Here is a 14,592-nt window from a genome sequence, read left to right on the forward strand (position 1 = left end):
CATCCGGCTTCCTTTCTCGTAAATGCTAACCTACATTATAACAGAGACTTCCATTCGAAAGCTTCCATTTTGGCTGTCAATATGCTAAAATTTCTATTGATTGTGAGGTGTCAACATTGAAAACTTTAGAAGCAAATCTGGTTGTCATTTTCTGGGCCGTGATTTTCGGTGAAGTAATTGGCTACATCGGCGGCGCCCTGGAAGTCATGACGTACAGCCCGATGTCGATTGGCATCATTGCAGCCATCGTTGGTCTAATTTTTGTCAACGGCATCAAGCTGGTTTCCGCCTCAGACACGAAAACAAGCAAATAAATTTTGAAAAAATAACCGGTTATTTCCAAACCAAAGGAAATGACCGGTTATTTTTTATGCTATTTTTCGACTGCCGGGGCTGGCTGGGTGTTAAAAATCAAGCCATCACCCGCATCGTTTAAGGCCAATTCAACGGTATCCTCAGCGCTCACATCACCCTTAATGATCAGTTTCGCTAACGGGGTTTCCACAATATTAGTAATTGTCCGCTGTAGCGGTCGCGCACCATATGCCGGTAAATAACCGCGTTGGGCGATCCAATTAGTCGCTTCAGGCGTAATCGTCAGTTTAATTTGCTGTTCCGCTAAGCGGTTAGATAACTGGGCAATCAGCTTACCCACGATTTGTTCCACATCCGCTATCGTCAGTGGTTTAAACATGATCGTATCATCGATCCGGTTAAGAAATTCCGGTTTGAATGACCGTTGTAGCAGTGTGGCAACCTGTTTTTTAGCATCGTCGGAGATCACGCCCTGATCGCTGGTACCCTCCAGTAAAATATCTGACCCAAGGTTGGAGGTCATGATCAGTAAGGTATTTTTAAAGTTGACCGTCCGTCCCTGACTGTCCGTTAAACGGCCGTCATCTAAGACCTGCAGTAAAACGTTAAAGACGTCTGGATGGGCCTTTTCAATTTCATCGAAAAGAACAATTGAATACGGGTGTCGCCGAACCGCTTCGGTCAGTTGGCCACCCTCTTCATAACCAATGTAGCCTGGAGCTGCCCCAACTAACCGTGAGACTGATTCCTTTTCCATGTATTCGGACATATCGATTCGAACCATTTCATCTTCGGAATCAAACAGCGATTCGGCCAGTGCCTTTGCCAGCTCCGTTTTACCGACGCCGGTTGGACCTAGAAACAGGAACGATCCCAGTGGTTTACTCGGGTCTTGCAGTCCCGCTCTCGATCGCAAAACCGCGTCTGAAACGGCTTGAACCGCCTCGTCTTGGCCAACCACTCGCTGGTGAAGGTTATCAGCTAAGTGCAGGAGTTTTTCCCGTTCAGTAGCCACCAACCGGTTAACCGGAATCCCAGTCATTTTAGCCACCACGGCAGCAATTTCTTGCGCGGTCACTGATTCTTCTACTAGCCAGTCACCAGAATGGTCCTTTTGTTCCATGGCAGCCAGTTCCTTTTTCAATTGCGGAATCGTCCCGTGCTGCAGCACCGCCGCCTTATCTAGGTCGTACTGGGCTTCGGCATCATGCAGCTCACGGTTTGCTTTATCCAATTCAGTCTTTTTTTGACTTAACGCGTCCAACGCCTGTTTTTCGTCTTCCCAGCGGGCGTTAAGGTTGGCGACGTTCTCCTTGACATCAGCTAAGGTTTTTTGAACCTCCGCTAACCGCTTTTCTGAAGCGTCGTCGGTTTCCTGCTTTAAGGCGGCCTCCTCAACTTCCAGTCGCATCAGCTGACGACGAGCCTGGTCAAGTTCGGTCGGCGCGGAATTCATGGCCACCCGAATCGAAGCTGACGCCTCATCGATCAAATCTAGCGCCTTGTCTGGTAAATACCGATCGGTAATGTAACGGTCTGAAAGTTTAGCAGCGGCAACCAGCGCGTTATCGTGGATTCGAACCCCATGGTGGATTTCAAAGCGTTCCCGTAATCCCCGCAGGATCGTGATGGTGTCCTCAACGGAGGGTTCCTCCACCAGGACTCTTTGAAAACGCCGCTCCAGTGCCCGGTCTTTTTCCATGTACTTGCGGTATTCGTCGGTGGTTGTAGCTCCGATCAAATGCAGTTCACCGCGTGCCAGCATTGGCTTGAGCAAGTTACCAGCATCCATACTGCCTTCGGTCTTGCCGGCACCCACGATGTTATGGATCTCATCGATGAACATGATAATACCGCCATCGCTCTTTTTAACCTCGTTCAAAACGGCCTTTAGACGTTCCTCGAATTCACCACGGTACTTTGCGCCGGCGATCAAAGAACCCATGTCCAGTGAAAAGATCGATTTATCCTTAAGGTTTTCCGGCACATCACCGCGGGCAATCCGCTGTGCCAGCCCCTCGACGATCGCCGTTTTACCCACACCGGGCTCGCCGATCAAGACCGGATTATTCTTGGTTTTTCGCGATAGGATCCGGGTCACTGATAAAATTTCTTCATCGCGACCAATGATCGGATCCCGTTCGCCGCTGCGCATGGCCTTTACTAGGTCGGTGCCGTACTTTTCCAGGGCTTGAAAACCCTCCTCTTGGTTCTTTGACGTGATTTTTTCACCTCCGCGAATCTCAGCAACTTTATTTTTAACCTGCTGAACCGTCAGCCCCTGCTGGGTCAAATAATCGCCCAATCGACTGCCAGTCATCTGCACAATGGCAATCACCAGTGTGTCACTGGCCACATAGTCGTCACCCAGCTCTTTGCGGACTTCATCAGCCTTCTGTAGTAACCGATACATATCAGGTGACAAATTTTGACCGTACTGAACGTTTTCACCAGCTACCTCACTGATCAAATCGATCTCATGGTCCAGTTCAGCGTTTAACTGGTCGAGGTTTAACCCCAAGTCACTAAAGATCTGCCGGTCCAATTGCCCAGGTTGGATCAAAAATTTGAACAGATGGGCAACCCCAATCGATTGTTGTTTCCGGTTGACGGCAATTTGTTGGGCTTCCGCAATGGCATCACTAACCGATTGCGTTAAAATATCTGGGTTCATAGCAACATTCTCCTTCAATCATTGGCACGAAGATCAATTTACTTGCTTCATTTTAGCATAGCTGAGGGCCTTTAAAAAATAATTTGACCTTTCTTGACCAAATTATTTTAACGCCGTTTCCGATTGGTTCGGGTTCGCTTAGTAAAGACGTCTCCTGCTGGTTTAAACCCCCAGAACTGATGCCCCCGATAGGTTTGCTTCGCAAGCTTGCCGTGAACGGCCATTTCTTTACCACGTTTAGTCTTGATTTGAAAGGCAATCTCCTTACCAGCTAGAAGATCACTGACTTCCTGTTCAGAAAATTGATGACCTCCCCAGACCTGGTTAAAGTTAACTTCTTCGCCCTGCTGAGTTTGTCCGACCGCCTTAGCCTTCTTCGGATAGTGCTTAACTAGTTTTTCAGGTTTACCCACGGTAGTTGCCAATTTTTCAGCGTTGGCCACCATGATCGGCAGGTCGTGCTCAACCGTCTGCGTCGCCGTGGTAAGCAACTGGTCTGGTGCCAGCTTAAACTGACCGACTTCTTCCATTAAGCTCATGAGCCGTTTCGTAGCGTTGGTACTACTAATGATGGTACCCTCAGTCAAAACGGCTGAGATCGTTCCCGTATTGGTCATCGACAGTGCACCGCGACGTTCTCGCATCAGTGCCATGGTGCCCGAGGTGATATCAGACAAGGTGGAGACCCGCGTCGCCCCAGTACCAATATTATGCTGTTGTAAGTAGTTCATCAGCCATTTCATTGTCGGTCTAACCGGTTTTTTATTGGCACCCTCAAAAATAAACGGCGCAGCAGTTTTGCCTAACTGTGCTTTGGCTGCCGACTGACCTTCATCATCACTGATCTGCCTAGTACTATCAAAGATCAATTTATAGTTGAGCGCCACCGGGACGTCAAAAGCCGTTTTAAACTTTGGGTAGTCCGCCAACTGGGCTGTGGTATGGTCAAACTGATAATCTTCACCCAGCATCGCTAAATAGTTTTTGGCCACGACTGAGTAGATCGCTGGCCCAGACTTTCCGAAGCGGCTCAAACTCGCCAGCGAGGCTGGTACCTTTTCGCCCGGCCGGTTAGCCCCATGGTCAACGTTTCCTGTGGTGACGTGGGTGCGCCGTGGCTGCCGGTGCGTTAGTAGCTTGGAATCAACGCCCACCACGTTTGCAATTTTGGGAACCAATGGCAATAACTGCTGGAACTGAGCTAGGGAAATTTTGCTATCATCCGTCCGTGGGTAGCTCACGATCTTAGCCTCGTACATTTTTTGATAAGTACTCAGCACTTCTCTGGCACCGTAACCTTTTGGTGCCAGAATCGATGCCAAATTTGACAGGTCGAGTAACTTCGGCGGTGCCGAATGTCGCCGACTGGTCTTCACGTTAGTAATTGCACTGTCATGGTACTCAGCCATTTCAGTTTCGGCGGCCTGCCCTTGTGTGTGCCGCCATCTAGCTGCTTCTTCTTGATCCTTAAATTTACGGGCAAAAACGTGCTGATTTTGGTCCTGAAATTTGACCTCGTAAAAGGGCGTCCGGCGGTAGTTCTTAATCGCTAAAAGTTGTTCGTAAACGTGGCGGACCATGAGCGATTTCAGTCGACCCTCACGGACAACTCTGACCGGATAACCGGCTTGTTTGGTCACCGTGGTGGCGATCCGGGTCAACTGCATGGACAGGAAATCCCACTTACTGCGCGCGTCCGACTTAAGGTAGTCACCATCCTGCATTTGACTAGTCAATGGTTTAATTTGTCGAAAACCAGCTTGAATCGAACGCGCTTCTTCGTCGGCAAAATACAGTCGTTTAACCGGTTTTTGCCAGTTGATGGCGTTAATGATCTCCCATGCCAGCAACTCACCCTCGCCGGAAGGATCAACATCGGTGGCGATCACCAGCGTGTCACAGTCTTGAACGTCTCGTTTGATCGCCGCTAGATCCGACTTAGTCGATTTTTGGCGGCCCGTTCGTGGATTCTTAGCAACGATCGGCGCTTTTTCCCAGCTAAAGTCTTCAATCTGCCAGGGCAAATAGTCGAGTTTCCAAGAACGGTATTGCGATGCCTTTTCTGCTGGCACCTGTTCCTTGGGATCCACGAACGCCATTAAGTGACCATGGGAATGAACGATTCGGTAGCTGTGACCGGCAAATTCACCACTGGTTCCGCCCAGCGCGTTAGCAAAGTTCTTAGCGGCACTCGCTTTTTCGCATAAAATCGCGTAATCCGTCATTGTGATACTCCTTTTGACACAAAATCTGGTTAAAAAGAGTTTTAGCTGGGCATTGGGCCCCTGCTAAAGCTCTTTATCAACCCTGTTAAACGCTATTTAACGTTCAATGTGATGATCTTTAAGATGACATCCGTTGCCTTTTCCATCGTTTGTTCTGAAACGTATTCAAACCGGCCGTGCATGTTTTCACCCCCGGCAAAGATATTGGGAGTTGGCAGCCCCAGAAAAGAGATTTTGGAGCCGTCAGTACCACCACGGACCGGCGCAATATCCGGCTTGATTCCCAAATCTTCCATGGCTTGTTTTGCTAGTTCGACCACGCTCATATCCTTTTCAATAATTTCACGCATGTTATAGTACTGGTCCTTCAAAGTGACCTTAACTGTGCCATCACCATACTGTCGGTTCATTTGGTCCGCAATTCCTTGAAACAGTTTTTTTCGTGACTCAAACCGGTCCCGGTCGTGGTCACGAATAATGTAACCGAGATCAGCCGTATCAACGTCACCACTAATTTTATAAAGGTGGAAGAAGCCCTCTCTACCGGCCGTTTTTTCGGGTCGGTCATGCGCGGGCAGAGCATTGTGAAAATCAATTGCTAATTGATTGGCATTGACCATTGTGTCTTTGGCATCCCCCGGGTGAACGTTGGTACCGGTAATGTGCACCCGGCCATCCGCCGCGTTAAAGGTCTCATACTCCAACTGACCAAGTGGACCCCCATCGACGGTGTAAGCAAAGTCAGCACCGAAATCGGCAACGTCAAAATGGTCAGCGCCAGTGCCAATTTCTTCATCTGGTCCCAGTCCGACTTTGATTGTGCCGTGCTTAACCTCTGGATGCTGTACCAAGTAGTCCATCGCGGTGATGATCTCTGCCACCCCTGACTTGTCATCTGAGCCCAGAAGGGTTGAACCATCCGTGGTGATCAGGGTTTGTCCCTGATACTTCCGCAGGCTTGGAAAAACCTTTGGATCCAGTGTATATTGACCCTCTGCATCCAATTTGATCACTGAATGGCCGTCGTATTGGTCAACGATTTTGGGCTGCACGTGATGAGCGTTAAAATCCGCAGTATCAACGTGGGAAATAAAGCCGATCGTAGGCACCGTTTGTTTAATATTGCCGGGCAAAGTGGCGAACACATAGCCGCTCGCGGGACTGACATGCACGTCAGTCATACCGATTTCGGTCAGTTCATTCGCTAAATCTTTTAGAAACGCCACCTGTGTCTGAGTGGAAGGAATCGTCTTACTGGTCTCATCAGAACGGGTCTCAACTTGAACGTATTTTAAAAATCGCGGGATTAAGTTTGCATATTTCATTAGGTCTTCATCCTTTCAAATAAAGGTAAACGGATCAGTGTTCAGTGTTGATGGCTGAATCTCAAACTGCCAGTCATTTTGTTTTTGCCACTGTTGAAACAGTGCCGTCAGCTGTGGCTTACAAATACTTTCAATGTGGTGGCCAGGATCGATCACCGGAAAATGGGCAGCAATCATATCATGGCCGGTATGGTAGTAAACATCACCAGTCACGTATGCGTCAGCACCCTTTCGTTGAGCAATCTTGAAGAACTTACCGCCGTCACCGCCCAGCACAGCGATTCGCTGCACCGGTTTATTCATATCGTCTGCAACCACCCGCAAGCCCTTAACGTGAAAGACCTGCTTGCAGTGTTCAGCAAATTCGCGGACCGTCATTGTATTCGGCAGATCACCAATGCGACCCATCGCAAACTGCTGGCCACTATTGGCTAGTTGGGTCAGTTCGATGGCCGGCTGACCGCCCGGGTAAACTTCGGTAATGGCTTGGATCACGGCTTGGAGCTTGGAAGCTGGTACTTGGGTCTGCAGACTCAGCTCTTCTTGGTGGTTGCGTTCGCCGACTGCCCCCAGCTTGGGATCCGCGCCTTGAAGCGGCGTAAACCAAGTGGTCCCACTCCATTCAAAACTGGCCCCGGAAAAGTGGTCAATGTTGCCAGCACCAGCACCGACCATGGCGAGGCGCACCGCATCCGCATACACCGATTGAATGTGAGTTGTCAGCAAATAAGTCGTTTCCCGGACACCGTCGACCATCCCAATGGTATTTGACAGTCCTAAGGCGCTTGCCAGCCAGTCGTTCATCCCGCCGTTGGCACTATCCAAATTCGTGTGGGCGGCATAAACCGTGATGTGATGCTGTAACAAGGTCGCATACATTTGATTTTGTGGATCACTCAAGTCCAGATTGCGTGCGGGATGAAACATCATTGGATGATGGGCAAAAATAAAGTCAGCCCCCACTGCCACCGCTTCATCGACGACTTCTGGGCGGACGTCCAGAGAAACTAACACCTTGTGAAAATCGGCGTCCAGTGACCCGAGCTGCAGCCCAACTGGATCCTTTGGCTCGGCAATCGTTTGAGGTGCAAACCGTTCAAATCGTTCAATTAAAGTTCTAATTTTCATTGAGAATAACCTCCTGGATTCGTTGTCGTTGTGCTTTAAATTCTTGAATCTTATCAACCGGTGCGTGGTCAGCCTGCTGCATCGTTTTGATCACTTCGTCAAGACGCATCTGTTCACGACGCCACTTATCTTTAAGAATGGGGCTTTTTTCTCGCAGGAGAAACGGACCAAATGTCAGTTCATCAGCCGAGTATTGCACCGGTTCATCTAGCGGGTCAGCCACAATAATTTCGTAAATATGCCCGTCTTCGGCTAAAATCCGTTCCGCAACGATGCCATACTGATTAGCTTGTAACCAACGCCGAACGTTATCCTCACCAACGTTCGGTTGTAAAATCAGCCGTTCCCGGTGGGTCAGCCGTGCTTTACCCTGCTCAAGAATCTCGGCAATCAGCGTACCACCCATGCCCGCAATCGTAATGGTGTCGATGTTGTCGTCCGGCTTAATTGCCGCCAATCCGTCCGCTTTTCGCGGGACGATCACGCCCGTTAAATGTTCGTCTCGAATCTCTCGAACTGCATTTTCGAAGGGCCCGGTCACCACTTCACCAGCGATAGCCGCAGTTATGACGCCATTTTTAGCCAAATACACTGGCAGGTATGCATGATCGGAGCCGATATCAGCCAGCCGCGCCCCCGGTCGGACAAAATCAGCCACCGTTTGGAGCCGTTGTGACAAGTGCGTTCCGTTCATTTTCAATCTCCTTTGTCATCATAATCGTAGTTTTATTATAGGCTAACTGCTGGTAGCAACACAACTCGAGACGCCAAAAAAGGCGTGAAATAACAATCCTGATGGTTGTTTTTCTCACACCTTTTGGTGGATTCAAAGGCCAATTCTAGTGAATTCATACCTTTAAATTCAATGAGCTGATTAATTTTTTACCGTCCAATTAGTCATCGTCGTGCCGTTTACGACGCTTGATACCCAGTACGCTAAGCATCCCAGTCATTAAGCCAAGAATTGAAAGCGTGGCTGCTTGATCAGATTGTTCATTAGTCTGAGGTAACTGGCCCTGATTGGCAGTTTGCTTGCGACTAGACTTAGCGACAACGGCGTTAGCTTCAACATGGGTTGCTGTTGTCCTTGAAGCGCTCGTTCTAGCATTCAATTTAACGGTTGCAGGTGCTGTAGTAGTTGTCGTATCAACGCTCTTGCTTGTGCCTGAACCCTTACCTTGCCCTGGGACAGTACTTCGATCATTGGAGTGGGTTGTGGTCATTGGACCGCCTGGTTGCACTGGCACCGTTGTTTGCCCAGTCGTACCAGGTGTACCAGTAGCGGTACCTGGTTGCGGTGTGCCAGTGGTTGTCCCTGGGTTACCGCCGCCATTATTCACAGGAATTGGCGTTGCTGGGACATCAAAGTGGGTCAATCCTGACTCAAATTGAGTTGGTAACCCTGTTCGATCGATCGTATAACCTGGCAAATCAGGTACTGTAATTGGGTCATCAGTATTACCAGTGATTGTCACGGTTTTAATTGGTTCACCAGTGACGGTGTTGACGTAAGTGTAGGTCACGGTTAATTTGTCGGCCGTGTAAATGACGATTCGGTTAGAATTCATTTGACCCAGCTGACTGACAAGCATCGGTCCTGCAGATAATTCCGGCACTTCATTGCCTGGCGTGTGCGCAGTGTAACCCGGCACAACTGGATTTGGCACAGCGGCATAATCATTTAGCGGTGTGGCATAAGTGCTTCCAGTCACGTTATCTTTGACGGTGCGCCAATTCATCGTTTCAACGACTGGCGACGGTGTCTTTGACTTGTCGCCATCAGCAAGGATGTAGGTAATCGTTCTGGTAGTAGTCGCTGAACCAATCGTTGTTCCGTGAATTAAGTGAATGTCAATCGTCTGATTTTGATCCGCTGTAAACGTATAGGTGCCGCTGGCTGCTTGATTTGGCGCTAACACGTATCCAGCGGGGATCTTATCCGCCGTATTCCAGTCAGCTGTACTGTTAGTCTGACCGCTTAAGTCAGCCAGCTTGCCGACCACGGCACCATCGTTGTCATCGTCCACAAACTGGGCGACTGCGGTTTGATCAGCTGCCGTGTAGGTGACCGTAACAATCACGTTTCGCGGCACATCATTAGCGCTGAGACTGCCATATGACAGCGCTGGTACCGATTTTTGATCCGGCGTGTAGCCGGTAATGACTGGCACCGCTGTCACGGCTGCGTAGCCACCATCTGGAACTGCCGTACCCTCGCGAGTCACGTTATCGGTAGTGACTTGCCAGTTGATCGTTTGAATCTGACTAGCTGGCACCGTGCCAGTGTAATGTGGATCATTAACTACGTAATTGATCGTCCGCGTCGTCGTCGCAGTGGTCTTTGTTTGCTGGTGAACCAGATGGATCTTGACCGTCTGGTTTTGAGCAGCAGTAAACGTGTAGGTGCCACTGGCTGCTTGTCCGGGTGCCAAAGCATAACCGGCCGGAATCTGGTTAGCAGTATCCCAGTTTGCCGTACCATCGGTGTGACCCGTTAAGTTACCTAGTGTACCCACGACAGCACCACCAGCATCATCATCCACAAATTGGGTGACGGCCGTCTGCGGTGCAGCGCTATAAGTGACTGTGACGGTACTGTCATTCGGCAGATTGGAAGCCGTTGTCTGATTGAAGGTCTGCACAGGAACCGCCAGTTGGTCGGGGGTATAACCCGCAATGATCGGGGAAACTACGCCAGCATAACTCGCTTCCGCTGGCACTACCGTGGTTTGATGCGTGACCTCATCAGTTGTAATCGTCCAGTTGATCGTTTGAATCTGACTAGCTGGCACCGTGCCACTAAACTTTGAATCATTGACCACGTAATTGATCGTTCGGGTCGTTGTCTTGTTAGTTGTTGAAACATGGTGCTTTAAATGAATCTCTATCTTTTGGTTGTCACCATTTGTAAACGTGTAGGTGCCACTAGTGGTTGTCGATGGCGCTGCCAAAACGTAACCAGTAGGAACACTACCAAGGTTCCATGATGCACTCTTACCTGACTCTCCAGAAATCGTCACTGGTGTGCCAACAATTGCGCCATTGGCATCATCATCCACATATTCAGCTGTAGCACTAACCTGAGCCGCCAACTCATACTGAACGGCAGCACCATCAAAAGTGTAATTGACAGTCGAACCAAATGTTGGTGTAACTGAATCGTGATATTTAGTTGCAGGTGAACTCATAATAGTCGGGGTAACATTGCCAGAATCATCAGTAACTAACAGATAGCCCTTAGGAACCAAAGCCTGATCCGTGGCTGAAAAGCCGGTTGCTGTGGTTGGATAGATGTTATTAAACTTGCCTTGACCGTCGGTTGCCGATTGTGACAAATCATCCAAATAAATGTACCGATTGTGACTATTTGCATCAACATAGTGGTAACGTGCCTTAATGGTCGAAGTCCCAGTGATCTCGAGCGACGGTTCATCTGATTTAGCTGTCACACTGACTTTACTGTTGTCGCCATAAAAGGCCGTCTGTAAATAACCAATTTTACCAGTGTCCAGGTGAAAGTCATCCGCCGTCGTCCCAGTTAACTGAATCCGGCCCGTTTCGGAGTTAGCCTTAATATTTGACACTTTAACGATCACCGAACGGATCGCCGTCCAGTCTGTCACCTCAGATGCAGGCACATAACCAGTCTCATCTGGGGCCGTTTCATTACCTGTGATCGTTTGCGGTTCCGTTGAGTAGAGAACGGTCGTCGACATGGGATCACCAGTGCCAGCTGCGCCTCCAGGAATCGTATAATTGGTCGGGACGGTAATCGGTCCATTTAAATTAAAGGTATATTGAGAACCGCTGCTATCACCCAACGTTGGCAAGTTGATCGCCACGGCCGCTTTACTATTTTTAGCATCTGCTGCCGTTGACGTATAAACAACGTCATCATAAAACGATAGTGTTGGATCACCTTTGTCATCACTAGTGGCCGCCTTTACGGGATCCGGATTGCTATTCCCTTGTGCAAGAGAAGTATTATAGAAGGAACTAGCAGTCACAATTGGCCAACTACCGGAACCATACTCAAGCAAGTAGGCATTAGCATTGCCCTCTGTATACGAGGTATCGACCACCTTCTCTGGATTGAGCAACGGCGTTTGAGGCGACACAATGTACATATAGAAAGAATAGTCACCTGGCAAAGCATCTGGATTGTTTGCTAAGTAAACCGTTGCGTTTGCTTTATCATCAGCGGTGTTAATGACGGTACCAGTTCCAGAGTAATCGATTTTAATGACCGTATGACCGTCATCTGACTTGAAACTACTGATTTTTGCGCTTGGCAAAGCAGTGACGCTAGTCGCGGCCATAGATGTTGGCAAAACATAATAAAAGGTGGGTTCAATTATTTGATCTGTTTTCTGACCGTAATCGCCACTTCTGATCCACATAAAACCAGCATCAGCTGCACCAGGAGCCGAGCTTAACTGTGTGTAACCAGCGGGCGCGACCGAATACACACCGGTGACGGTTTGAGTTGTCGAGGCTGAAGCAGCGTTTTGGCCGTCTGCAAACGTCAAACTAACGCTTGAAGTTAATGCATCTCCAATTTTAACTGCCGAACCGTCATCATAGGTATGTGACACATTGCCATACGTGCCAAAACTAGTCCCTGAATAAGCGGCTGCAGCCAGGTAATTAGGTGTCAGGACAACTGATCTGATCGGCGAAGCATTCGTTGGTTTGATTATCCCACCTTCCGCGACCGTTCCAGTCTCCGTTGAACCATCAGCTAAAGTAACTGTATATCCATAACTGGTCGTTCCAGGCAGATACTGATACGGTGAGACACCGCTTTTTGGCACTTCCATGCTGGTAACGTTTAAGCCGTCTGGAATCTTGAATGAAAGCTGAGCACCACTAGTATCGGTAATCGAATTTAGTTGAAAACCAAAATTAGTCAGATTAATCGAATCATTTGTGGAATCATTATCAAGTGATATTGATTCTTCATTATAAGCAGCTTTAGCAGTCACAACAACTTCAGGATCGCCGATTGACGTACCACCAGAATTAACGCCTAAAATGCTAACCTTCCAAGCATCAGCACTGGCAGTCACCTGACTGCCATCCGGATTGACGATTTGGCTAAGCGAAGTACCAGAACTGGCACTGTAGTCAGTATCGGTTTCCGGTTGCGTAACGTTAAAGGAACCAATGAATTTATATGGAATGGTTTGGCCGTAATTATCCTTATATTGCATCCCGCTGCCAGCCGGCACGCTAAGAATGATAGCTGTACCAACGCCACCAGGCTGCGTAATCGATGTCTGGTCACCAAAACCATCGATCAACTTGGTATCGGCCGCATCAAGTTTAAAATCAGCCGGCACTGGAATTGTCACCGTTGTGCCACCATAGTTGAACAATGCATTAACCATCCCAGTACCGAAACTGGCATTTGGCATGCCACTATCTTCGCTGATCGTCGTCTCAAACACATAGTTTTGACCAGGAACAACTTTAGAGACTTCCTTTGGATCTGGAGAAACCATTTGGACCGGTGTTATTTTGATGCTAGGAACAAGTTTTTCAACAAACGAAACTGGCGTCTGGTCAACCCCATTTTCAGACCACGTAATTGTCTGAGTAACTTCCTTATCCATGTGGGTCAATGGTGCACTAACACCCGGAACAATTGCAAATTGAATTCGTTGAGTCGTTATCGACGGCGTTTTAAAGACATCGGTGATCGTTGTCGATAAATTATCCGCGCTTGTGACAGTGGTTGTCGTCCCAACATCAGCTGGTAATGGTTCAACGGAATCAAAACTCACGAGCTCGTCAGATGGAACAACGATCACGTATTTATCGCCAGCCTTAGCCGTCACTGTCAGAGTGGCCGTTAAATTTGTAATATCTGTCCCACTTTCGACAGTCTTCGAAGACAAGGTTAAAGTCGCATCCGCCGTCGGATCACCTAATGAATCCACTTCTTGTGGCCGCAGCGTTTGCGCATAGACTTGAAGCGCCTTATTTTCAGCATTAGTAATGTCCACACTGCTTGGATCAATCAGCGTTTGAACATCCGCCGTTAGCGGTGCTTGCGTTTGGCTTGCACCTGACTGTGCGACACTGACCGGTGTTGTATCAACCTGGGTGGCCGTTTGATGATCAGCGTTTGACTGATTGCTTGTTGACTGCAGCACACTTGATGGCGTTGCAGTGGTCTGATTAGAATTTGTCTTAGTTGTGCTAGTCTGATTTGAAGCCTCTTGAGCAGCGCTAGACTGCTTAGTATTGGCTTGCTTCGAGACCGTTTGTTCAGCGTTTGCAGAACTCGTTTGGTTGCTAGCACTCGCAGTGTTAGCCGAGCCATTTTGGTCTGAATTGGTCTCTTGGGTACTGGTTATCGTAGTTGAGTCAGCTTTTGTAGCCGCTTTAGTGACACTTGCAGCAGCACTGCTACTAGTTTTAGAAGTGTTCGCATTTTCGGCTGGTTTTGAAGCTACCTGAGCTGACTCCTTGGAGGTTGTGGCATCGCTCACCTGGTTAGCATCCGATTGACCAGCAACTGACGGTACTGTTTTGAGCACCGCATTCTTCTGATTTGACACTTGACTTGGCTCATTACTTACGGAACTGGACTGTGCCTCAGTCTCCGTAGCAGTTGTATCAGCCTGGACATTTAAATTAAAACCAAATAGCAGACTTGCCCCCAAAGCAAAACTTGCAAGGCTGGCGTAAACCCACCTTTTGCCAACTTTATATGCTTTGTAATGCTCCTTAGAATTATTCTTGATAGTTCTAATTCGATTATTTTTTCCTACCAATTTGATTTTCCCCTTCCCCATGGGCTTATTATTTTATCTCCGTATCAGCAAACACATTACCAGATACCTCAATAATAGATTTAAATAAATGCTTATTTCGAACTTACTCTTCCATCGCCCATAAGCACATTATAATGCTAAAA

The 14,592-nt window shown here is 48.4% G+C and carries 7 protein-coding genes; 1 reads left to right on the forward strand and 6 read right to left on the reverse strand.

Annotated features, from left to right (window positions below; all coding sequences use genetic code 11):
* Window positions 1-107 precede the first annotated feature (107 nt).
* The gene (locus tag GM612_RS00925; RefSeq protein WP_425500318.1) at window positions 108-314 is read left to right on the forward strand and encodes a YjzD family protein; all 207 of its coding nucleotides are present in this window, start codon (window positions 108-110) and stop codon (window positions 312-314) included.
* A gap of 59 nt (window positions 315-373) precedes the next feature.
* Here GM612_RS00925 and clpB read toward each other — a convergent pair whose 3' ends face one another.
* The 6 genes from clpB to GM612_RS00955 form a co-directional block, all read right to left on the reverse strand.
* Window positions 374-2,989 carry an ATP-dependent chaperone ClpB gene (clpB, locus tag GM612_RS00930; protein WP_155430499.1) on the reverse strand — a complete coding sequence of 872 codons (2,616 nt, stop codon included), beginning with the start codon at window positions 2,987-2,989 and terminating at the stop codon, window positions 374-376.
* A 107-nt stretch (window positions 2,990-3,096) separates the two neighbouring features.
* The gene (locus GM612_RS00935) at window positions 3,097-5,214 is read right to left on the reverse strand and encodes a DNA topoisomerase (protein ID WP_155430500.1); all 2,118 of its coding nucleotides are present in this window, start codon (window positions 5,212-5,214) and stop codon (window positions 3,097-3,099) included.
* A gap of 92 nt (window positions 5,215-5,306) precedes the next feature.
* Entirely contained in the window at window positions 5,307-6,539 is a 1,233-nt protein-coding gene (pepT, locus tag GM612_RS00940; RefSeq protein WP_155430501.1) for a peptidase T, read from the reverse strand.
* A 15-nt stretch (window positions 6,540-6,554) separates the two neighbouring features.
* A complete protein-coding gene (locus GM612_RS00945; protein ID WP_155430502.1) occupies window positions 6,555-7,667 on the reverse strand; it encodes a Nif3-like dinuclear metal center hexameric protein in 1,113 nt (370 codons plus the stop codon).
* Window positions 7,657-8,361 (reverse strand): tRNA (adenine(22)-N(1))-methyltransferase, encoded by a 705-nt coding sequence (locus GM612_RS00950; protein ID WP_155430503.1) that lies wholly within the window; start codon window positions 8,359-8,361, stop codon window positions 7,657-7,659. The genes GM612_RS00945 and GM612_RS00950 overlap by 11 nt, the downstream gene beginning before the upstream one ends.
* Window positions 8,362-8,560: 199 nt before the next feature.
* Window positions 8,561-14,449, reverse strand: coding sequence for a mucin-binding protein (locus GM612_RS00955; RefSeq protein ID WP_173021178.1), 5,889 nt, complete (start codon window positions 14,447-14,449; stop codon window positions 8,561-8,563).
* Window positions 14,450-14,592: the final 143 nt, after the last annotated feature.

The sequence above is a fragment of the Secundilactobacillus folii genome, assembly GCF_009720675.1.
In the GTDB taxonomy this organism is placed as follows: domain Bacteria; phylum Bacillota; class Bacilli; order Lactobacillales; family Lactobacillaceae; genus Secundilactobacillus; species Secundilactobacillus folii.

What these genes read in the sequence shown, in the direction of transcription:
- pepT (WP_155430501.1), bottom strand. Translation starts at nt 6,539, where the DNA reads ATGAAATATGCAAACTTAATCCCGCGATTTTTAAAATACGTTCAAGTT.
- GM612_RS00935 (WP_155430500.1), bottom strand. Translation starts at nt 5,214, where the DNA reads ATGACGGATTACGCGATTTTATGCGAAAAAGCGAGTGCCGCTAAGAAC.
- GM612_RS00945 (WP_155430502.1), bottom strand. Translation starts at nt 7,667, where the DNA reads ATGAAAATTAGAACTTTAATTGAACGATTTGAACGGTTTGCACCTCAA.
- clpB (WP_155430499.1), bottom strand. Translation starts at nt 2,989, where the DNA reads ATGAACCCAGATATTTTAACGCAATCGGTTAGTGATGCCATTGCGGAA.
- GM612_RS00950 (WP_155430503.1), bottom strand. Translation starts at nt 8,361, where the DNA reads ATGAACGGAACGCACTTGTCACAACGGCTCCAAACGGTGGCTGATTTT.